This is a genomic window from Paenibacillus pasadenensis (assembly GCF_002864175.1).
Lineage (GTDB): Bacteria > Bacillota > Bacilli > Paenibacillales > Paenibacillaceae > Paenibacillus_O > Paenibacillus_O pasadenensis.
The window spans coordinates 1602639-1624206 of the sequence record NZ_NFEZ01000004.1 but is presented as its reverse complement, the minus strand read 5'-3'; the positions used below and the strand labels follow the sequence as shown (position 1 = coordinate 1624206).

The window sequence follows — 21568 nt, the reverse complement described above, 5'->3', positions numbered from 1 at the left end:
GCCCGGGCGGCCGGTCATACTCCGGATGCCGCTCCTGCTGCAGATTTGACCTGTTCATGCGCATGGTACGAGCTGCGCACCATCGGACCGGATTCGACGTGGCTGAAGCCGCGCGCGAGGCCGTCTTCCTTCAGCTGCTTGAACTCGTCCGGATGGACGTAGCGCGCGACCGCCAGATGGTTCGGCGACGGCTGCAAATACTGGCCGAGCGTCAAGATGTTGACGTCGACCGAGCGCAGATCGTCCATCGAAGCGATGATTTCCTCGTATTCCTCGCCGACGCCGAGCATGATGCTCGACTTGGTCGGAATCGACGGAGCCATCTCCTTGGCCCGGCGCAGCAGCTCGATCGAGCGCTTGTACTTCGCCTTGGCGCGGACCCGGTCCGACAGCCGCTCGACCGTCTCGATGTTATGGTTGAGGATATCGGGCTTGGCGTCCATCACGATCCGCAGCGACTCCTCGTTGCCCAGGAAGTCGGGAATGAGCACCTCCACGCTGCACAGCGGCAGGCGGGCGCGGATCGCCTTGATCGTCGCGGCGAAGATCGAAGCGCCGCCGTCCTTCAGGTCGTCGCGCGCCACGGAGGTGACGACGCAGTGGCGCAGGCCCATCTGCTCGGCCGCTTCGGCGACCCGCTCCGGCTCCTGCAGGTCGAGCTCGGTCGGCAGACCGGTCTTGACGGCGCAGAACCGGCACGCGCGCGTGCAGATGTCGCCTAGAATCATGAAGGTCGCGGTGCGGTTGGCCCAGCATTCGTAGATGTTGGGGCAGCGCGCTTCCTCGCAGACCGTATGCAGCGTCTTGGAACGCATCATATCTTTAAGCTCGGCGTAGTGGCCGTCGGTCTGAAGCTTGATCTTGAGCCATTCCGGCTTCGGCAGCTTCGGTTTGGGAGCTCTGGTGCTCATGGAATCCCCTGCTTTCGCTTTCTGTCGTTCGGTAGAAAAAAGGGCGTAAAACCTGACCTCCATTATAACATGTTTCGGATAAAATCCAATCGGAACGCAGAACCTACGGGAGCGAGCTCAAGTTCCCGGCGGAGGTGGACATTAGCAATGAAGAAATGGATGGCCCTGACGGCTGCGGCGATGCTGCTCGGCGGCTCGCTCGGTCAGCCGGCGCACGCGGCTCCCGCATCGGAAGCGGACGCGAAGGAGGCGGGAGCGCCGGAGCAGCGCCGCGCCGCCTACGGGCAGCTCTCCCTCATGACGGGACTGGATTGGGAACAGATCGCCGCCCTCGACCAGTACGAGCGCACGCTGCGCAAGGCGCGGCCCAAGGCGCGCCCGAAGCTCGGCTCCTGGGCCGGCCTGTACGCTTCGCCGGAGCAGTGGAGCGGAGCGACGAACCCGGATCCGAGCGATCGCAATCCGGATTCGATCCGCTTTTTCGGCGGCATCGGCCGCGACGGCGACGGCGACGGCAAGGCCGATCCGAGCAGCGACATCGACCTGCTCTACGCCCAGGCGTCGGCCGTCGCGCGCTTCGGCGGCACGGCAGACGACTTCTCGATCGGCGTCTGGGAATTCTACCACAATCAGCGCGCCGTCCAGCGGGTCAACCAGTTCACGCTGCTGTACCGCACGTTCGGACGGCTCGATCTCGACGGCAGCGCCTTTCCGGTGCCGGTCGGGACGGACTACTCCTATCGCAGCACCTGGGGAACGGCCCGCGGCTGGGGCGGGCATCGGACGCACGAGGGCACCGACATCTTCGCCGGCCACGGCCTGCCGGTGCGCAGCACCTGCTACGGCGTCATCGAGAACATGGGCTGGAACGCCTACGGAGGCTGGCGCATCGGCATCCGCGACCTCGACAACCGCTACCATTATTATGCGCATCTGTCCGGCTTCGACAAGTCGCTGCGCAGCGGCATGACGGTCGAGCCCGGCCGCACGCTCGGCTGGGTCGGCAGCTCCGGCTACGGCAAGCCCGGCACGTCCGGCAAATTCCCGCCTCATCTCCACTACGGCATCTATCGGGATCGCGGCATGATCGAGTGGGCGTTCGACCCTTATCCGCTGCTGCGCCAGTGGGAAAAGGCCGAAGCGAAAGCGAAGAAAGCCCGCCGCGGCCGCTAGCGGCGCCGCAGCCCTTTCGGCAAGCCTCGTCAGCCTCAGCCCGCATGATCCGAGCCGCCCTCATGCAGGGCGGCTTTTTGCTTTCTCCCCTTCCCCGGAGTAGGATAGGAGCGATAGATGATAGTTGCCAAAGGAGGCTAAAGGATGGCTTCGTCCCCTAGCATCGTCTGCATCACCGGCGCCTCATCCGGCATCGGCCTCGCCACCGCGCTCCGCCTTGCCGGCGAAGGCCATGCCGTCTATGCCGGCACCCGCCATCCCGAACGGGATCAAGCCGCCTATGCCGGCACGCCCAACCTGACGTTCCTGGAGATGGAGGTGACCGATCCCGCCTCGCTCGAACGGGCCTTCCGTCTCATCGACGAGCGTCACGGCAAGCTGGACGCGCTGTTCTGCAACGCCGGCTACGGCATGCTGCGCACGCTGGAGCAAGCCGACATGGAGGACGTGCGCCGGCTGTTCGAGACCAATGTGTTCGGCGTCATGAGCACGATCCGGGCGGCGCTGCCGCTGCTGAAGCGCTCCGACAACGGTTATGTGCTGGTCACCTCCAGCGTCGGCGGCCTGGTCGGACAGCCGTTCAACGAGCTGTATTGCTCCAGCAAGTTCGCGCTCGAAGGCCTGCTCGAAAGCCTGGCGACCTATTACAAGCCCGCTTTCAACATCGATGTCACGCTGATCGAGCCGGGCGCCGTCGCGACGGCGTTCTCCGGCACCGTCATGGACCAGGTGTCCCGGACGGGCGGCATCCTTGAGGATGAGTACAAGCCTCTATTGACCCGCTACCTCGACCGGTTCGCCTCGCGCACGAGCGTGCCGCAGACGGGCGAGGACGTCGCCGGCATCGTGTCCGCCCTGCTCGCCATGGAGGAGAAGCCGCTGCGCGTGCGCACCTCGGAGGCGGCCGAGGCTTTCGCCCGCTTCAAGACCATGCAGGATCCGGACGGCCTTCAAGGGCTGCGCAATACGCGTAAGCTGCATCTGGATCTCGAGTAGGCAAGACATTGTACGACGAAACGACCCGAGAGAAGGCCCTCAAGGGCTTTCTCCCGGGTCGTTTTCCGTTTGGTCCGCGCTGTTGCCGGGCGGGGCCACTCCCGCTCCCGATCCCGCGTCCGCGCCGCCCGAGGGCGGCGGCAGCGTGAGCGCGGGCGCGGCCGCCGCGCTGTCTCCGACCGGCTTGCCCTTGCCGTCGTAATAGTACATCGGCACGTCTCCGACGACCATCAGGTAGGAGATCGGAATTTCCGTATCGACCGTCTGCGAGGCGGCATTGAACGGAATGATGACCGACAGCTCCGTGTGGATGCGCATGTAGACCTCGACGAGGATCATGTTGATGCCCGCATCCTTCTGCCTCGTGCTCAGCTCGACCTTGGCATCGCCGATCGGCTCGAATCGGATCGGCACGCGCGGGCCGAACGAGGCGAGCAGCGCGCTGTCCAGCGCTTGCCCGATCGGCACGCCCTCGCGGAAGCTCTCGCTTTCCTGCAGCGTATGCTGCACCGTCTGGATCGTCTGCGCCGTGATCCTCATATGCTCGTTGTAGTTCATCATGAAGCCGCTCACCTTGCCGGAGGCGTCCATCTTCCACTCGATCAGGTTCTCGAGCTTGGCGCCCGAGGCGACCTGATCGGTGATCGCCTTGTTGATCGCCTCCGTCATGATCTGCTTCACCTTGAGCTGGGCGATCCGCATGAGCGGCGGCTGCAGCTCGCGTTCCAGGTAAAAATAGCCGTTGAGCGTCCCGAACGCCAGCAGCAGCGCGATCGTCAGCAGCATCCATCGCCAGCGCCTGCGCCGCGTCTGGCGGGGGCGCCCAGCATCCCCGGCGAGCGGAGCCGCCCGGCGGCTCCGCGAAGAGAACAGCGGGCGGGGCCGCAGACGTCCGGACCTCGCGCTCCGGCTCCCGGACGAAGAAGCGGAGCGGGACAGCCTCATCCTCCGGACCGGCCGCATCGGCAGCTCCGGCAGCCGCCAAGGGGCGCGTCTTTTTCCCCATCTCGCCATGCGTTTCCCTCCTCGGACGAACTCGCTTCCCTACTCATCGTATGCGGACGGCGGGCTCGTCAGAAGAAGCCAAAAAAACCGGTCCGCCATCATGGCGGACCGGCTGCAAAAGGACAAGCGCGTCCCGGCTGCGGCCGGGCTATAGAATGGACGAGATGCGGTTGACCGGCATTCCGTTCGAACCGCTCTTGCCCGGCTCCGCGTCCGCGGTCCGGGCGCGCTCCGTCAGCTCGCGGAACCAGTCCTCGTCCCACGTCAGGAGGGCAAGCTCGATCAGCGTCCGCAGCTCGCCGGCTCCGGCCTGCTGGCCGTGCTCGGACAGCTTGCGCACCTTGGAGGCGCGCGCGCCGACGCGCTTGCCGACAATCCGCTCGCGGTCGCTCTGCGTCACGACGATCCGGTAAAACCCGACCGGATCCGCCGCATCGACATACCCGATGAATCTCTCGTCCATAACGGTGACCCCGCTTACCCAGTCCCCGATCTGAATCGCTTCCATCCCCGTTTCCATGCTCATCTGCCATTCCTCCCGCCGTTAGTCGCTTCAGGTCGACGTCTCTTCCGCCTTCACGCGCTGCAGCACGTCGCGGATGGTCATGCTCTCCAGATGCTGGAGCAGCTTGGCCTCCGTTTCCGTGAAAATCTCGTCCATCACCGCTTCCATGCGGCAGGCGATCATGCAGTCTCCCACCTCGCCGCCGGAGCACCAGCCCGGCTTGATCGAGCCGAACGACGTCGCCGAATAGATCTCGGCCAGCGTCGTCTGCTCCGGCAGCCGCTCCAGCAGATAGCCCCCGCCGATGCCTTCCTTCGTCCCGATATATCCCTGCTTGCGAAGCAAGCTCATCACCTTGCGTATCCGCGACGGATGGGTGTTCACGTTGCGGGCGATGGCATCGCTCGTCGCCATCCGATCCGGCCGGCTGGCCAGATAAACCAGGCTGTGGACCGCGATGGTAAATTCGCTGTTCATCCGCACGCTCCCTTCCTTTCCCGCCATACTGTTATTTTAATGGTAACAGTTGCCCGCGTCAATCGTTTACATCGTTTGTTCAATTTAAATAAACTTATTGAATTTTATTTCTAAATATTTATAATTGGTGTTGAAAGCGAATTCATTTCCAAGCGAAAGGGGCGATGCCCGCTTCGGCGCCGTCAGCGCCGGCCGCATCACCGCATGCTCCGCCAGGCATCATCCATCACCTTATTTCAAGGAGGCCCATGATGAATCGACTGACGCTGCCCCGACCCCGCTCCATTCTGCTCCTTGCTCTCGCCGCCGTGCTGCTGTCGCTGCTCGTCCTGCTCGCCCGGCCCGCCAAGACCGAGGCGGCGATCGTCAACCTCGCCTACAACCGCCCCGTCACCGTCTCCAGCACAGAGAGCTCCGCTTACGCCGGCGCCTATGCGGTGGACGCCAACGGCAACACCCGCTGGTCCTCGGCTTACAGCGACCAGCAGTACATCATCGTCGACCTCGGCACCGCCCGCCCGCTCACCGGCGTGAAGCTGCGCTGGGAGGCCGCGTATGCGAAGGGCTTCCAGATCCAGACGTCGAACGACAACTCCACTTGGACGACCGTCTATTCCAACTACAACGGCGTCGGCGGCGTAAACGACATCAGCTTCACGGCCACCGTCCGCTACGTCAAGATGTACGCCTTCCAGCGCGCGACCGCCTACGGCTACTCGCTGTATGAGTTCGAGATCTACGGCGACAACGGCCAAGGCGGAGGCGGCAGCGAGCCGGTGTCCGCCGTCAAGCAGCGCATCCTAAGCTACTTGAACAATCTCGGGGGCAAGACGATCGTCGGCATCGAGAACAAGTTCAACAACACCCCGCGCAGCGACAGCGACCGCGTGGCAGGCATCGCGGGCCGCACGCCGTCTCTGTGGGGAGGCGACTTCGGCTTCGGCAGCCTCGCGCTCGACAACCGCTGGAACATGATCCAGGAAGCGAAGAACCAGTTCAACAAAGGCGCTCTCGTCACGCTCATGTACCATCCTTGCGCGCCGACCCGCGACGAATACTGCAGCTGGGACGAGATCGGCGGAGCAAATCCGGCCAAGCTGACGTCGGCCCAGTTCACCCAGCTGACGACGCCGGGCACGAGCCTGTACAACAGCTGGATCGGCCGTCTCGACACGCTCGCGACCTATTTGCAGGATCTGGAGAACAACAACGTCGTCGTCCTGTTCCGTCCGCTGCATGAGATGAACCAATGCGTGTTCTGGTGGTCCTGCCACAAGGGCTCGAACGGCTCCGCCAAGCTGTACCAGATCACCTACGACTACCTGACGCACACGAAAGGGCTGGAAAACCTCATCTGGGTGTGGAACGTGCAGGACTTCTCCAACCTGAGCACGGAAATCTCCGCCTACAACCCGGGCAGCAGCTATTTCGACATCGCTTCGCTCGACGTCTACAATACCGGCTACACGCAGAACAACTACAACACGATGCTCCAGGCGTCCGGCGGCAAGCCGATCGCGATCGGCGAATGCCAGTTCATGCCGTCCGCCTCGCTGCTCGCCAGCCAGAACAAGTGGATCTACGCGATGTTATGGCCCGACTTCATCGAGGAGAACCGCAGCACGCTGCCAGGCATCTATGGCGCCTCCAACGTGCTGACCCTCGACGAGATGCCGGGCTGGCGGTAACCGCCGCGCCGTCTCTTCTCTTCGGATGAAGAGCGGCCCAAGGAGCGGAACGTACGCATCGCTTGCGTCCCCGCCGCAAAAAGCGCCCCTCTGGAAGCCGTCCCGGACCCATCGTCCGAAAACGGCCCCGAGGGGCGCTTCTCCTTTCAAGCCAGATGGCAGGCGACCTGCCGTCCGCCGCCTGCGGAGCGGAGCTCCGGCGCATCGTGGACGCAGCGCTCCACGGCGAACGGGCAGCGGGTATGGAACTTGCAGCCGGAGGGCGGATTCGACGGGTCGGGAATGTCGCCCTTCAGCACGATCCGCTCCCGCTTGAGCTTCGGGATCGGGATCGGCACGGCGGACAGCAGCGCCTTCGTATACGGATGCAGCGGCGAGCGGAAAAGCTCCTCGCGCGGGCCGGTCTCCATCATCGAGCCGAGATACATGACTCCGATCCGGTCGCATAGATGCTCGACGACGCTCAGGTCATGCGAGATGAACAGATAGCTCAGCCCTCTCTCCTGCTGGAGCCGTCGGAACAGGTTGATGATCTGGGCCTGGATCGATACGTCGAGCGCGGATACCGGCTCGTCGGCGATGATCAGCTTCGGATCGAGCGCGAGCGCGCGGGCGATGCCGATCCGCTGGCGCTGGCCGCCCGAGAATTCATGCGGCAGCCGGTCGGCCTGATAGGCGGACAGGCCGCAGGATTCCAGCGCCTGCAGCGCCTTTTCCCGGACATCCGACTTGCTCGCGAGGCCATGGTCGAGCAGCGGCTCGCCGATCGCGTCGCCGATCCTCACCCGCGGATTGAGCGAGCTGTACGGGTCCTGGAAGATCAGCTGCAGCTTCGGGCGCAGCTGGCGCAGCCGCTCTCCGTGCAGCTCGTGCAGATCCTCGCCCATGAAGCGGACCGTCCCGGCCGTCTTGGCCGCGAGGCGCACGATCGACTTGCCGACCGTGCTCTTGCCGCTGCCGGACTCGCCGACGAGGCCGAACGTCTCGCCCTCGCGGATCGTCAGGCTGATGCCGTCGACCGCCTTGACCTGCCTGGTCGTCCGTCCGAGCAGCCCCGACTTGATCGGAAAATAAGTTTTCAAATCCTCGATTTCGAGCAGCGCCTCACTCATGCTGTCCCTCCTTCCCGTGCAGCCAGCAGGCCGCCTGCTGATCGGAGCCGACCGGCGCAAGCGGCGGCTCCTGCCTGCGGCATCGATCCATCGCGAACTCGCAGCGGTCCGCGAACGCGCAGCCGGCGCCGAGCTCAAGCGGATTCGGCACTTGGCCGGGAATCGAGTACAGCTCCTCCCGCACCTGGCCGAGCACCGGCTTGGAGCGCAGCAGCCCCTGCGTATACGGATGCCGCGGCTCGCGGAACAGCCGCTCGACCTCCCCTTCCTCGACGACCTTGCCCGCATACATGACGATCACGTAGTCGGCCATCTCCGCCACGACCCCGAGATCATGCGTGATGAGAAGCAGCGCCATGCCGCTCTTCTCCTGCAGCCCGCGCAGCAGATCGAGGATCTGCGCCTGGATCGTCACGTCCAGCGCCGTCGTCGGCTCGTCGGCGATGAGCAGCTTCGGCTTGCAGGAGACGGCGATGGCGATCATCACCCGCTGCAGCATACCCCCGCTCAGCTCATGCGGATAGGCGCCCGCGATCTGCTCGGGACGGCTGATGCCGACCTCGCGAATCAGCTCGACCGCGCGGCGCTCCGCTTCCTTGCGGCCGAGCCGCAGATGCTCGCGCAGCGGCTCGGCGATCTGGCGGCCGATCGTCAGCACCGGATTGAGCGAGGACATCGGCTCCTGAAAGATCATCGACAGCTCATGCCCGCGCAGCGTCCGCAGCTCGTGGCGGCTCATGCGCAGCAGATCGCGTCCGCCGAAGCGGACCTCGCCTCCGGCGACCTTGCCGGACGGCCCTTCGACGAGGCCGAGCACCGACATCGCCGTCATGCTCTTGCCGCAGCCGGACTCGCCGACGATGCACACCGTCTCGCCCTCTCGGACGCGCAGGCTGACGCCATCGACCGCGCGCAGCACGCCGGCCTCGGTCTGAAAATGGGTCTGCAGCTCCCGTATGTCTAGCAGCGCTTCCATCGAGTCCACCTACCTTCTCTGCTTCGGATCGAGCACGTCGCGCAGCGCGTCGCCGAAAAGATTGATCGCGATGACGGTCGCGAAAATCGAGAAGCCCGGCGGAATCCACAGCCACGGCCGCTTCTCGAAGTCGATCATGTTGTTGGCCGCGTCGATCATGTTGCCCCAGGTCGGCGTCGGCGGCGTCACGCCGAGGCCGAAAAAGCTCAGCACCGACTCGCTGAGGATCGCCCCGCCGATGTTGAGCGTGGCGATGACGATCAGCAGCGGCACGAGATTGGGCAGCAGATGCCCCAGTAGCCTGCGGCGGCCGCGCAGGCCGAGCACGGTCGTCGCCTGCATGAATTCCCGCTCCCGCAGGCTGAGGATCTGGCCGCGCACCATGCGCGCCAGCCCCGGCCAGCCGACGACGGCGAGCATCACCATGACGATGTACATGCGCGAGTCGGGCGGAACTTTCCACTCCGATAGGAGCGCGCCGGCGATGAACAGCAGCGGCAGGCTCGGAATGGTGAGCAGCAGATCGGCCAGCCGCATGATGAGCTGGTCGACGATGCCGCGATAGTAGCCCGCGACGATGCCGAGCAGCGCGCCGAGCGCGACCGACAGCCCCATCGAGGCGAGGCCGACCGTGAGCGAGATGCGCCCCGCCTGCAGCACGCGCGTCAGCACGTCCCGCCCGAGCGCGTCCGTGCCGAGCCAGTGCGACGCGCTCGGCGGGCGGTTCATTTGCGCCATGTTGATCTTGTTGTCCGCATAGGGCGAGAACAGCGGCCCGAGGAAGCAGGCCGCGAACATGAGCGCGACGACGAGGAAGCCGGACACAGCCAGCTTGTTGCGGATCAGCCGCCGCGCCGCGTCGCCCCAGATCGAGGACCGCTTCGACCGGCCCGCGCCGGGCTGGACGGCGAGCCTTCCGTTAGCCACAGACATAGAAGAACCTTCCTTCGGTTACAGGTTGACGCGGGGATCCGCGATGCGATAGAGCAGGTCGGACAGCAGCGTGCCGACTACGGTGAGCACGGCGATGAACATCGTGAAGCCCATCAGCAGCGGATAGTCCCGCAGGCCGAACGACTTCATGTACAGCTGGCCGATGCCGGGCCAGTTGAAGATGCTCTCGATGATGAGCGAGCCGCCGAACAGCGCCGGCAGCTCGAAGCCGACCAGCGTGATCGCCGGCAGCAGCGCGTTGCGCAGGGCATGGGTGAACAGCACCTTCCTCTCCGGGAGCCCTTTGGCTCTTGCCGTGCGGATATAGTCCTGCTTGATGACGTCGATCATGTTGCTGCGGAAGTAGCGGGTCAGCGAGCCGAGCCCGAGCAGCGTCATGACCGCGGCCGGCAACGCCATATGGTTCGCGACCTCCAGCACATACGCCCAGCCTTCCGCGTTGCTGCCGGTCGTCGTCATGCCGCCGGGCGGCAGCCAGTGCAGGTCGACGGCGAAGATCTTGATGAGGAACAGGCCGATGAAAAACGACGGGATGCTCATCGCCGCGAAGATGAGCACCATGACGAGCGAGTCGAACCAGGAGTACTGGCGGTAGGCGGCAAGCACGCCGATGACGACGGCGAGCAGCCAGGTGAAGAAGGTCGACACCGCCGCCAGCAGGAACGAATTCCAGATGTAGTCCTGGAACAGCGTCAGCACCGGCTTCTGCTGCGCCAGCGAGATGCCGAAGTCGCCGCGGAGCGCGTTGCCCATCCAGGTCAGATAGCGGTCGAGCAGCGGCTGGTCGAGCCCGTAGATCATCCGCAGCTCCGCCTTGCGCTCCGGCGTCAGCTTGATGTTGCCGCTGATGAAGTCGCCGGGCGTCAGCGCGTAGAGGGCGAAGATCAGGAACGAGGCGGCCAGCAGGATGAGCAGCATGTAGCTCAGCCGCCGGATCAGATAAGTGCTCATGGCTTCTCCTTCCGAAAAGGGATTTCCCCTGTCCGCGCCAGTCGGACAGGGGAGAGATCCAGGCTTATTGGACGTCCTTGAGCGACCAGTTCGGCAGGCTCACGGCCAGGCCGTAGAACGGACTGATCTCCAGGTTCTCGATGCGGCCGTTGTAGGCATAGACGCTTTTGCGATAGCTGGTGAAGATGACGGGCAGCTCGTCGTTCAGCAGCTGGAAGATCTCCTTGTACACCGCTTTTCGCTGCTCGATGTCGGTCGTCGCCAGACCTTTGTCGTACAGCTCCTTGAAGGCGGCGTTGTCGAAGCCCTTGATCTCGCCGTCGACGAACTGCGCGAGGCCGTCGGCAGGATCGGTCAGCATCGGCGTGGAGAAGGAGACGAGGTCGTAGTCTCCGCCTTCGACCTTCGAGACGAGCGAGTTGAAGTCGGCGAAGATTTCCGGCTCGAACTGGATGCCGAGCGCGGTGTAGTTCTCTTGCGCTACGGCGATGAAGATGTCGGTGTTCTTGCTTTTGGAACCGAGGTAGTGGATCTTCAGCTTCTGGCCGTCCTTCTCGCGGATGCCGTCCGAGCCTTCGGCCCAGCCGGCCTCGTCCAGCAGCGCCTTCGCTTTTTCGAGATCGTACGGGTAGGCGTTGATGCCTTCCTCCGTGTAGGCCCAGGAGGTGAGCGGAGAAGGAATGTTGGCTACTACGCCGGCTCCCTGCTGCGCGTCGACGTAGATGCTCTGCCGGTCCAGGCCGTAGGTCAGCGCCTGGCGGACCTTCTTGTCCTGCAGCGCCGGGCGCTCGAGGTTCACCTGCAGGTAGCCGTAGGTGCTCGGCGTATACGGCACGATGTTGACGAAGCCGAGCGCGGTCAGCTTGTCGATGTTCTCCTGCGTGGCGCTGAACGAGGCGTAGTCGACCTCGCCCGTCTCGAGGTACTGCCAGGTGTCGCCCTCGGACGTCTTATAGATGAAGTGCGGCGTCTTGGGCTTCTCGCCGAAGTAGTGCTCGTTGGCCGTGAAGCGCACTTCCTGGCCGGGGATGAACTTCTCCAGCTTGTAAGGACCGTTGCCGAGCGGGCTCGAGCTCAGCTGCTTCATGTACCCGAGATCGCCTTGCTTGTAGTCCTTGCCGTAGTAGGCCTTGGAAAGGACGTCGCCGCCGAGCAGCACGAGCGCGGCCGCGTTCGGCTTGTCGAGCGTGACCGAGATCGTCTGCGGATCCTTCACCTCGATGCCGGATACGGCAGCCGCCGTCCCGTCCTTGTAGGCTGCCGCCCCCTTGATGCCGAGCGCGGGAATCTGCGAGTCGCCGTCGTAGGACTTGTCGTTCAGGATCGTCCAGGTGAAGGCGACGTCGTCGGCTGTCAGCGGCGAGCCGTCGCTGAACTTCAAGTCAGGCCGCAGATGGAACGTGTAGGTCAGGCCGTCCGGGCTGGCTTCCCATTTTTCCGCAAGGCCCGGCGTCGGCTCGCCCTTGTCGTCCACGAGCACGAGCGAGGTGTAGAGCAGCGAGGAGACGTTGCCGTCATAGCCGCTTTGCTGGAAATAGGGCGTGAACGCGCCGCTCGGATCGACGAGCCCGACGATGATCGTGTCCGTCCGCTTTTTGGCCGCGTCCGGCAGCTTCGACAGGTCGGCCGCCAGGATGGCGCCTTCCGCTTGCGGAGCGGCCGCGCCAGCGTTCCCTGTAGCGCCTGCGTTTGCCGCCGGCGCGCTTGCAGTCGGAGCCGGAGAGCCGGATGCCCCTTCGTTGTCCGCGCCTCCGTCCGAGCAGGCGGACAGGACCAGCATGCTGGCCAGCAAAATGGATGAAGCGAATCCTACCCTGTTTTTCATGGCATCCTCCCGCTCAATCGAACGATTTAATTCCGATTGAATAAGTATGATTTTTGAATGAATATCCCCATTATAGGAGCCTATATTGGTTCTGTAAATAGAGAACTGTTAAAAATTTCTCCATAAAGAGAATGAATAAGAAAAGCCTTCCCCTTGGCGACGAATGACCGTCGATTCGGGGAAAGGGCTTTTCAGCTTTCGATATACGCTTTCAATGCAGCCTGCATCCGTTCCAGAGCGCCCTTCCGCAAGCTGTAGACGGTCAGCGTCTCGCCTTCGAAATGGGCATGGATCAAGCCGGCGCTGCGAAGCTTGCCGATATGGTCGTGGGTGATTCCCTTGGACAGCTGCAGGTGGCGGACGATCTCGATGAAGCTGCGCGGACCGCCGTGCAGGAAGCGGAGAATCTTGAGCCGGCTCCGCTCGCCGAGGCTGCGGATGATCCGGAAGTCATGGGCGGAGAGGAACTCGTCCTCTCTCAGATCGATCCGGGCGGCATAATAACAGATCGTCATGCGCCGGAAATGGAAGATGACGTTGATCGGCTGGAAATGCATCTGCGGAATGAGGACGAGCTCGCGCAGCCCGTCGATCGGCTCGAAGCGGAGGCCGTTCGTCGTCTCGTCCACATACTTGTCCAGATCGTCGGCATCCGCCAGCGCCGTCCTGCGCTCGCGGCAGACCGCTCCCAGCCGGACGATCGCCTCCCGGTCGACGCTGCGGAAGTACTGCTCCTCCCAGCGCTCGAAGACGGAGGCGGTCAAGTCGCGGAACGCCGCCATATCCTTGGGAAACTGGCTGCAGTACGGCGCGAGCCGCTCGTACAGCTCTCCCGCCCCTTGCCCGCGCAGCCAAGCCGCGAAGCCCGAGGCATCCTCCGCCGGGCTTAGATGCACAAGCAGGAACGTCAGCTTCCAGTCGGCGTTGATCGCCAGCTCGTCCAGCAGCTCCGCGAACTGCGGCTCCAGCCTTGCCTTGACCTCTGCCGCCCACGCCGCCGGGAGATCGAGCTTTTTGTGGGACTGGCGGCAGATGTAGGCATGTAGGCTGCTCATCGCCTCGTGAAGCGGCTTGAATGTGATCGTTATGTCATAAGTCATAGCTGCACGCCCTTCTGCCCTCTAGCCGTTAGAGTCTTTGGGCGTAATTCTACACGACCCGACGACGGTTCGGCAAGGCTCTGGTCCTCCTCGCGCCGCGGCCCAAGCCAAAAAACGCCCGCGGGCCCGCGGACGTTGATGGTGCTTAGGCTCTAAGTCAGATCGTGCCGACCGCTTCCGAGCCGTCCTCTGCGGACGGCGCGGGGCTGTCCGAGCCGGCGACAGGCGCGAGCCGGTAGACGCGCGACTCGTACGGCTTCAGCGACAGCTGCGCGATCGGCGCCTCGGCGTCGGCCAGCTCGCTCGCGAGCAGCAGCTCCGTGCGGCAGCCTTCCAGCTCGCCGGCCAGCTCCGCATGGGCTTCCGACGAGCTCAGGTTGCAGAGCACGAGCAGCTTTTCGCCGTCCAGCGTCCGCGTGTAGGCGTAGATCTGCGGATGGTCGCCCAGGGCGAGATCGTACGTGCCGTAGACGAGCGCCTCATGCTCCGTCCGCAGGCGGATGAGCCGCTTGTAGTGATGGTAGATCGAGTCCGGGTCGTCGATCGCCTGCTGCACGTTGATATGCGTGTAGTTCGGATTCAGCTTGAGCCACGGCTCGCCCGTCGTGAAGCCGGCTTGGTCGTCCGCGCTCCACTGCATCGGCGTGCGCGAGTTGTCGCGGCCGGTCTTCCAGATGACGCGCATGACGTCCTCATGGCTCTTGCCGTTCATCGTCTCGTAGCGGTACAGGTTTTTGATCGCGACGTCGTTGTAGTCCTCGATCGACGGGAACTGCACGTTCGTCATGCCGATCTCCTGCCCCTGGTAGATGAACGGCGTGCCCTGCATGAGGAAGTACATCGTCGCCAGCGTTTTGGCCGACTGCTTCCAGTAGACGCCGTCGTCGCCCCAGGTCGATACGGAGCGCGCCTGGTCGTGGTTCTCGAGGAACAGCGCGTTCCAGCCGCTGCCCTCCAGCCCTTTCTGCCAGCGCGTCAGCGTCTCCTTGAGCGAGGCGAGGTCGAGGCTGCCCTCCGGGCTGCGGTTCCAGAGGCCGAGATGCTCGAACTGGAAAATCATGTTGAAGGCGCCCTTGCGCTCGTCGACCCATGCCTCCGCATCGTCGGCGGTCACGCCGTTGGCTTCGCCGACGGTCACCGCCTCGGGATGCTTGGCGAGCGTCTCTTCCTTCAGCTCGGCGAGGAAGCGGTGGATGCCCTCGCGGTTCATATGCCCGTCGAAGCTCGGCACGTACGGCAGCCCTTGCGGGTTCGGCAGGTCCGGGAAGCCTTCGACTTTTTTGATATGCGAGATCGCGTCGACGCGGAAGCCGTCGATGCCCTTGTCCAGCCACCAGTTGACCATATCGTACAGGTCGCGGCGCACGGCGTCGTTTTCCCAGTTGAGGTCGGGCTGGCGGCGCGAGAAGATGTGCATGAAGTACTGGCCGGTCTTGTCGTCGAACTCCCAGGCCGGGCCGCCGAAAATGCTCTCCCAGTTGTTCGGCTCGGCTCCCGTCTCGGCATGCGGATCGCGCCAGATGTAGTAGTCCCGCTTGTCGCTGTCGCGGGAGCTGCGCGACTCGATGAACCACGGATGCTCGTCGGACGTATGGTTGATGACGAGATCGAGGATGAGCTTCATGCCGCGGGCATGCGTCTCCTCCAGCAGCCGGTCGAAGTCCGCCATCGTGCCGAACTCTTCCATGATGTCCTGGTAGTCCGAGATGTCGTAGCCGTTGTCGTCGTTGGGCGACTTGTAGATCGGACAGATCCAGATCAGCCCGACGCCGAGCCCCTTGAGATAGTCGAGCTTCGAGATGATGCCGGGGATGTCGCCGATTCCGTCGCCGTTGCTGTCCATGAAGGACCGCGGATAGATCTGGTAGGCGACCGCTTCCTTCCACCAGCGGATGTTATGCGTCATTTTATCCATCACCCTTTTGATCGTTGTTTTCGTTCAAGTTGTTGTTCAAACGTTTGCATAACTCATGATAGCATATTCCGAAACGTCTGGCTTCTGTTTTTTGAGTCTATTATTTTCCTACATGCTACCAGTATGAACCGGTTCCTGGGTATTTAGACCGCGAGTTTTAACGGCGCCTGGAGCGACGCATGCAGAGTCGTCGGCAGTAGCTTCTTTATACAACCTAAAAGACGGGAAGAAATGCAGCCGCGATGCGCTGCGCTTCTTCCCGTCTATCCTGGTTTAAAAATCTCGCTGCCGCATCGCCTCGTACAGCACGATCGTGGCGGCCATCGCCACATTGAGCGATTCGCTGCGTCCCTTCATCGGGATCAGGACGCCGTAATCCATCTGCTGCAGCGACAGCGGCGACAGTCCGTCGGCCTCGCTGCCGAGCAGCAGCCAGGTCGGCTCCGTCAAGTCGCACTCGTACAGCCCGCGCGCCGCCTGCAGGCTCGTGCCCGCGAGCTTCATCCCGCGCGACCGCGCCTCCGGCAGCAGCTCGGCCAGATCGCCCTCCAGCACAGGCAGATGAAACAGCGAGCCCATCGTCGAGCGCACGACCTTGGGGTTGTACAGGTCGACGCAGCCTCGGCCCAGCACGACCGCGTCGGCTCCGGCCGCGTCCGCGCTGCGGATGATCGTGCCGGCGTTGCCGGGGTCGCGCACGCCGTCCAGCACGACGACGAAGCCGCGCTCGCGGTAGAGCGCCGAGCGGTCCGCCGACGGCTTGTCGACGACGGCGAATGCCGGCGGCGGCGAGTCGGTGCCGGCGCACTTCGCGACGACGGCGCGCGAGGCCGCGACGAGCTCGACGGCCTTGCCGTAGAGGCGCAGCGGCTCCGCCAGCTCCGGCGGCAAGCCCCGTTCCGCGTCGTAGACGACGGCGCGCACGACGGCTCCGCAGGAGAGCGCCTCGGCGATCATATGCGGCCCTTCGGCGAGGAACTGGCCGAGTCGGTCGCGATGCTTCTTCTCCTGCAGGGAGGCCCATGCCTTGACCTTGGGATTGGCGGTCGAGGCGATCGTCAGCGGCGCCTCGATCACCGGCTCTTCACCTCGCGCGTCACGGCGAACTCGACCTCGAGCCGCAGCAGATCCTTGTTGGCCCCGACGATGACGAGCACGTCGCCGCTGCGGATGACTTGATCCGGCATCGGCGTGATGTCCATCTTGCCGCCGGCCTTGATGCCGAGCACGTTGCACTGGTACTTGGCCCGGATGTCGAGCTGCTTGATCGTGCGGCCGAGCATCGCGTCCGGCGCCTCGAACTCGATGATGCCGTGCTCCGGCGTCAGCTCGATGAAGTCGAGCACGCTCGGCGAGATCAGATGATGGGCGACCCTCAGCCCCATGTCCCGCTCCGGATAGATGACGCGGTCCGCGCCGATCTTGCCGAGCACCTTGCCGTGCAGCTCGTTCTGCGCCTTGACGATCAGCTGCGGCACGCCGAGATCCTTGAGGATGAGCGTCGTCAGGATGCTCGCCTGGATGTCCTCCCCGATGGCGACGACGACGACGTCGAAGTTGCGGATGCCGATCGCGCGCAGCGCCTCCTCGTCGGTCGTGTCGGCCGATACCGCATGGGTGACGATCGGCGCCATGTCCTGGATCCGTTCCTCGTCGCTGTCGATGGCGAGCACCTCGAAGCCCATCTCCGACAGCGCCTGGGCGACGCTTGAGCCGAAGCGGCCCATGCCGATGACGGCAAACTGCTTTTTGCGCATGCCTTACCTTCCCGCCTTTCCAATCCGCTCTGATGGCATCCATTATAGCATACGGCAGGCGATTTCCCGAATGTCCGCGGCCCGGGACGGACAACCTAACGGAGATCCGAATTCAAGGAGGAATGAGCAAGCGATGAGCCAATTCAACCTGCGAGAGGCGATTACGCAGATCGTGCAGGACAAGTCCGAAGGCGAGCTGAGCGAGATCATCCGGGATTCCATCGACAGCGACGAAAAGGCCCTTCCGGGCCTCGGCGTGCTGTTCGAGATGATCTGGAAGGACAGCGCGGCCGCCGAGCAGCAGTCGCTCGTCGGCAAGCTGCACGGGCATCTGCACAGCCAGTCGCAGCAGAGCTGATCTTTCCGCCTTGCCGCATGCCGTCCGGCTTGCGAGCGTTCCGGCCTATTGGGCCGAACAAGCCCCGACAGCCCCGTTTTCGCGACCTCCGCGAAAACAGGGCTTTTGGAGCTAGGCCATGCAGGTGCGCATGCCCATGCCGGCGATCCATTTCCGATAGGCGACCGACAGCTTGTCAGCCTTATGGTTCAGCTCGGCCTGCAGGTCAAGCGGCAGCAGCTCCGGCTTTTGCGTCTCGATGATCCACTTGTCCTGCTCGAATACCGTATCCTGGAAGTCGATGAAGCTCTGATCGTCCACGTCGAACGCATAGTTGCGCGATACCGGCATATAGACGAGGCACTCCTTCTCCGACACCGGCAGCACCGTCAGCATGATCCACAGCGTCTGGCCGGTAGCCGCATCGCGCTTGGACAGCCGCGCGGCCAGCGGACGGAACACCTCCTTGACGTACACATAGGTCGTGCCCTCGGCATGCTCCGAGCCGGAGTGGGCGACCGGCTGGAAAATCGGCACATCTCCGGTGTAGACGCGCCCCTCCTCGCGGTACACCTCGAAGTCCGGCAGCTCCGCATAATCGGGATGGCCGAGCAGGCCGCCATGCACATACATCAGATGGGCGAAGTCGGTGAAGTTCTCGATGACGCGCGTGCCCGCCGCGTTCACGCGGTAGGGACCGCAGACGAGCGGCCGATATTCCGCCGTCTCGAATTCAGCGAAGTCGGGCAGCTCGGCGGCCGGCTCGCCGATGCACACCCAGACGATGCCGTATTTTTCGCGCGCCTGATATTTGACCGCCCTGGCGCGCGGCGGGATGCGGTCGTCCTTGCCTTGCGCCGGGATGCACACGCATTTGCCGTCGGCATCGTACTTCCAGCCATGGTATGGACAGACGAGATCGCGGTCGTTCTCCACCCAGCCCTTGGACAGCATCGCCCCGCGATGGACGCACAGGTCGCGCAGCGCATGCACGCCCCGCGACGTGCGGTAGACGGCGACGCGCTCGCCGAGCACGATGACGGACAGAGGCTTTTGCTGCAGCTCGGCCGCCGAGCAGGCCGGATGCCACTCATGCTCCAGGACGCCGTCCTTGAGCGGCGCCGGATCGGCGTAGTTCGAGGTGTTCGGGATTGTCATGCTCATGGTCTCTTCCTCCTATTGTTCGTTCTTGACCTGCAGCTCGCCGCTATGGAGCGAGACGAAGACCGCCTCGATCTTGTCCTTGACCGCTTGCGGTATGCTCGATTCAAAGCCGTGGTACGGACTCAGATACACGGCGCCTTCCTTGACGCCCAGCATCTTGGGCTCCGCTTTCATGCGGCCTTCCTTGATGTCCTTCACGACCGACGCCATCGCCGCCGGGTAGTCCTGGATGACGCTGACGGCGACCGTGTCCGGCGCGAGCGCATTCAGATCGACATTGGAGCCGATCGACAGCACGCCCTTCTGCTTCGCCGCCTCGATGCCGCCGTTGCCGGCCGCGTTCGCATTCGCCATCACGACGTCCGCGCCTTTTTCGATCATCGAAATGGCCGTCTCCTTCGCCTTGGCGATGTCATCGTTGCTGCCTGTCATCGCCGTGAACACCTCGATGCCCGGCACGGCCGCCTCCGCGCCCTCCTTGAAGCCGGCGACGGAATTGGTGATCGGCGGGATGTCCGTGCCTCCGATGGCGGCAACCTTGCCCGACTTGGACAGCAGCGCGGCCGCCGTGCCCATCAGATAGCCTTGCTCGCGGTTGTTGATGCTGATCGAGGCGACGTTCGGCTCCTGAGAGACGGCGGCGCTCGTCACGAGGAACCAGGTGTCCGGGAATTCCTTGGCGATCTCCATCATCGGCTCGGCGTATTCGAATCCATGGCCGATCACGACCTGAAAGCCGTCCTGCGCATAGCCGCGGATGAACTCCGCCGCGTCGGATTGCCCGACCTTCTCCGAATGCTGGGTATCGGCTCCGAGCACATCCTTGATCTTCAGCAAGCCGTTGTAGGCGACGCTGTTCCAGCCGTTGTCGTTCACCGCTCCCGGCGTCAGCAAGGCGACCTTGAAGCCGCTCTTGCCCGCCGCTTCCGCTTCCGGCTTGGCAGTCGTTCCGGCCGCCTTGTTGCCGCCGCATCCTGCCAGCAGCAGCGTCAGCGCCAGCAGCAGCGCGATCAGCCGCGACGTCCTCATGCGGCTCCGCTTGCCGAGCCGCTTCCTGCCGTTTTCCTGCTGCTTCATTCCGTATGCCTGTTCCATCTCATCGACCCCCGTTTTGGTTTGAAATGAACCTCCTCCAGCCGCGAGCCGCGCCCGCCTGAACGGTCAGCCCTCCATGCCGGCCATCCACATGCCGATCCGGCCCGCGTCGAACTCGCCGCGCTCCAGCTGTCCGAGCAGCCGGCCCTGGTACATCACCGCGATGCGGTCGGACAGAGCGAGCAGCTCCTCCAGCTCCGTCGACAGCAGCAGCACGGCGCAGCCGCGCTCGCGCTCGGCGAGCAGCCGCTCGCGCACATGCTCGGCGGCGCCGACGTCCATGCCCCGCGTCGGCTGCATCGCCAGCAGCAGGCTCGGCTCCAGCATCAGCTCGCGCGCCAGCACGACCTTCTGCTGATTGCCTCCGGACAGCGCCCGCACCGGCTTGCTCAGACCCGGCGTCCGCACGCGGAACGACTGCACCGCCTGCTCCGCGGCCTGGCGGATTTCAAGCCGGCGCAGCAGCCCGAAGCGGCTGAACGGAGCGCTGCGATAGGACTTGGCGATCAAGCTTTCGCCGATAGTCAGATCGAGGCACAGCCCCTCGCGATGCCGATCCTCGGGGATGTAGCCGACCCCGAGCTCCGCCAGCCGCCGCGGATTGGGCCGCTCCAGGCGCTTCCCGCCCAGCTCCACCTCGCCGCTTGCGATCGGCAGCAGGCCGAGCAGCGCCTCGCACAGCTCCCGCTGGCCGTTGCCGTCGACGCCGGCGATGCCCAATATCTCACCCTCCCGCAGCTCCAGCGACACCCCCTGCAGCGGCTGGCCTTCCGGCGCCGGCGCATGCACCTCCTTCATCTTCAGATGCGTCTGCCCTTGCCGGCGCGCCGTCCGGTTCGAGACCGGCTTCAGCTCGCGCCCGACCATGAGCGCGGCCAGCTCGGAGGCGCTCGTCGAAGCGATGTCCCGGCTGGCGACGAGCTGGCCGGAGCGCAGCACGCTCACCCGGTCGCAGACGCTCATCACCTCCTGCAGCTTGTGGCTGATGAATACGATCGTCTTGCCCTGCTCCCGCAAGCGGCGCAAAATGACGATCAGCTCCTCCACCTCCGGCGGCGTCAGCACCGCCGTCGGTTCGTCGAGAATAATGAACTCGGCTCCGCGATACAGCGTCTTGACGATCTCCACGCGCTGCTGCTGTCCGACGGACAGCTCCTGCACCTTGCGCCGGGGATCGATCCGCAGTCCGAACCGCTCCGACAGCCGCTCGATGTCGCGGCAAGCCTGCCGCTTGCGGAACAGCGGACCGCGACCCTGCTTCAGGCCGATCATTACGTTTTCCGCCGCCGTCAGCGCCGGCACGAGCATGAAGTGCTGATGCACCATGCCGATGCCCGCTCTCATCGCCGCGCGAGGCGAATCGAAGCGGACCGGCGCTCCGTTGAAGAGGATCTCGCCCTCGTCCGGCTCGATCAGCCCCGAGAGCATGTTCATGAGCGTGCTTTTGCCGGCGCCGTTCTCGCCGAGGATGGCGTGGATCTCGCCGCGTCGGATATCGAGGTCCAGCCTGTCGTTCGCCGTGAACGAGCCGAACCGCTTTGTCAGTCCGCGGGTGGCGAGCATGCTTTCTCCCGCCGCTTTGCCGTTTGTCCGCATGGCGTTCCCTCCTTATCTAGGCTTCGAGCAA

General features: G+C 64.2%; 20 protein-coding genes. 4 read left to right on the top strand and 16 right to left on the bottom strand.

Features of this window, described 5'->3' with window-relative positions; genetic code table 11:
- Window positions 1–14: 14 nt before the first annotated feature.
- Window positions 15–911, bottom strand: a complete 897-nt coding sequence (gene lipA / locus B8V81_RS16660; protein WP_028599980.1) for a lipoyl synthase — start codon at window positions 909–911, stop codon at window positions 15–17.
- Between the two features lie 147 nt (window positions 912–1058).
- Between lipA and B8V81_RS16655 the strand changes: the two genes are divergently transcribed.
- Entirely contained in the window at window positions 1059–2084 is a 1026-nt protein-coding gene (locus tag B8V81_RS16655) for a M23 family metallopeptidase (protein WP_101808781.1), read from the top strand.
- Between the two features lie 144 nt (window positions 2085–2228).
- Entirely contained in the window at window positions 2229–3080 is an 852-nt protein-coding gene (locus B8V81_RS16650; RefSeq protein WP_101808780.1) for an SDR family oxidoreductase, read from the top strand.
- Window positions 3081–3119: 39 nt separating this feature from the next.
- Here B8V81_RS16650 and yunB read toward each other — a convergent pair whose 3' ends face one another.
- From yunB to B8V81_RS16635, 3 genes are all read right to left on the bottom strand, one after another.
- Window positions 3120–4094 carry a sporulation protein YunB gene (gene yunB / locus B8V81_RS16645; protein ID WP_244912783.1) on the bottom strand — a complete coding sequence of 325 codons (975 nt, stop codon included), beginning with the start codon at window positions 4092–4094 and terminating at the stop codon, window positions 3120–3122.
- 139 nt (window positions 4095–4233) lie between these two features.
- Window positions 4234–4611, bottom strand: coding sequence for a hypothetical protein (locus B8V81_RS16640; protein WP_052333472.1), 378 nt, complete (start codon window positions 4609–4611; stop codon window positions 4234–4236).
- Window positions 4612–4638: 27 nt separating this feature from the next.
- Window positions 4639–5067, bottom strand: coding sequence for an RrF2 family transcriptional regulator (locus tag B8V81_RS16635; RefSeq protein ID WP_028599982.1), 429 nt, complete (start codon window positions 5065–5067; stop codon window positions 4639–4641).
- 248 nt (window positions 5068–5315) lie between these two features.
- Between B8V81_RS16635 and B8V81_RS16630 the strand changes: the two genes are divergently transcribed.
- Window positions 5316–6755 (top strand): glycosyl hydrolase, encoded by a 1440-nt coding sequence (locus tag B8V81_RS16630; RefSeq protein WP_180968472.1) that lies wholly within the window; start codon window positions 5316–5318, stop codon window positions 6753–6755.
- Between the two features lie 146 nt (window positions 6756–6901).
- On the opposite strand, the gene B8V81_RS16625 is transcribed toward B8V81_RS16630, so the two are convergent.
- The 9 genes from B8V81_RS16625 to B8V81_RS16585 all read right to left on the bottom strand — a co-directional run bounded on the left by B8V81_RS16625 (window position 6902) and on the right by B8V81_RS16585 (window position 17345).
- The gene (locus B8V81_RS16625; protein WP_101808778.1) at window positions 6902–7867 is read right to left on the bottom strand and encodes an ABC transporter ATP-binding protein; all 966 of its coding nucleotides are present in this window, start codon (window positions 7865–7867) and stop codon (window positions 6902–6904) included.
- Window positions 7860–8843 (bottom strand): ABC transporter ATP-binding protein, encoded by a 984-nt coding sequence (locus tag B8V81_RS16620; RefSeq protein ID WP_101809444.1) that lies wholly within the window; start codon window positions 8841–8843, stop codon window positions 7860–7862. The genes B8V81_RS16625 and B8V81_RS16620 overlap by 8 nt, the downstream gene beginning before the upstream one ends.
- A gap of 9 nt (window positions 8844–8852) precedes the next feature.
- Complete coding sequence (gene opp4C, locus B8V81_RS16615; protein WP_101808777.1) at window positions 8853–9776, bottom strand: oligopeptide ABC transporter permease; 924 nt, start codon at window positions 9774–9776, stop codon at window positions 8853–8855.
- Window positions 9777–9794: 18 nt separating this feature from the next.
- Entirely contained in the window at window positions 9795–10748 is a 954-nt protein-coding gene (locus B8V81_RS16610; RefSeq protein ID WP_101808776.1) for an ABC transporter permease, read from the bottom strand.
- Window positions 10749–10812: 64 nt separating this feature from the next.
- The gene (locus tag B8V81_RS16605; protein ID WP_101808775.1) at window positions 10813–12573 is read right to left on the bottom strand and encodes an ABC transporter substrate-binding protein; all 1761 of its coding nucleotides are present in this window, start codon (window positions 12571–12573) and stop codon (window positions 10813–10815) included.
- A 191-nt stretch (window positions 12574–12764) separates the two neighbouring features.
- Complete coding sequence (locus B8V81_RS16600) at window positions 12765–13673, bottom strand: ArsR/SmtB family transcription factor (RefSeq protein ID WP_101808774.1); 909 nt, start codon at window positions 13671–13673, stop codon at window positions 12765–12767.
- Window positions 13674–13830: 157 nt separating this feature from the next.
- Entirely contained in the window at window positions 13831–15579 is a 1749-nt protein-coding gene (locus B8V81_RS16595; RefSeq protein ID WP_101808773.1) for a glycoside hydrolase family 13 protein, read from the bottom strand.
- 282 nt (window positions 15580–15861) lie between these two features.
- Window positions 15862–16665: a TrmH family RNA methyltransferase gene (locus tag B8V81_RS16590; RefSeq protein ID WP_244912782.1), complete on the bottom strand. Its 804-nt coding sequence runs from the start codon at window positions 16663–16665 to the stop codon at window positions 15862–15864.
- Window positions 16662–17345, bottom strand: coding sequence for a potassium channel family protein (locus B8V81_RS16585; RefSeq protein WP_028599999.1), 684 nt, complete (start codon window positions 17343–17345; stop codon window positions 16662–16664). The genes B8V81_RS16590 and B8V81_RS16585 overlap by 4 nt, the downstream gene beginning before the upstream one ends.
- Before the next feature lie 133 nt (window positions 17346–17478).
- On the opposite strand from B8V81_RS16585, the gene sspI reads away from it, so the two are divergent.
- Window positions 17479–17703 carry a small acid-soluble spore protein SspI gene (gene sspI, locus B8V81_RS16580; RefSeq protein ID WP_028600000.1) on the top strand — a complete coding sequence of 75 codons (225 nt, stop codon included), beginning with the start codon at window positions 17479–17481 and terminating at the stop codon, window positions 17701–17703.
- A gap of 111 nt (window positions 17704–17814) precedes the next feature.
- On the opposite strand, the gene B8V81_RS16575 is transcribed toward sspI, so the two are convergent.
- From B8V81_RS16575 to B8V81_RS16565, 3 genes are all read right to left on the bottom strand, one after another.
- Window positions 17815–18846, bottom strand: coding sequence for an aromatic ring-hydroxylating dioxygenase subunit alpha (locus tag B8V81_RS16575; protein ID WP_228551350.1), 1032 nt, complete (start codon window positions 18844–18846; stop codon window positions 17815–17817).
- A gap of 12 nt (window positions 18847–18858) precedes the next feature.
- Window positions 18859–19923, bottom strand: coding sequence for a BMP family protein (locus tag B8V81_RS16570; protein ID WP_228551348.1), 1065 nt, complete (start codon window positions 19921–19923; stop codon window positions 18859–18861).
- An 84-nt stretch (window positions 19924–20007) separates the two neighbouring features.
- Window positions 20008–21537 (bottom strand): ABC transporter ATP-binding protein, encoded by a 1530-nt coding sequence (locus B8V81_RS16565; RefSeq protein WP_101808772.1) that lies wholly within the window; start codon window positions 21535–21537, stop codon window positions 20008–20010.
- Window positions 21538–21568 lie beyond the last annotated feature (31 nt).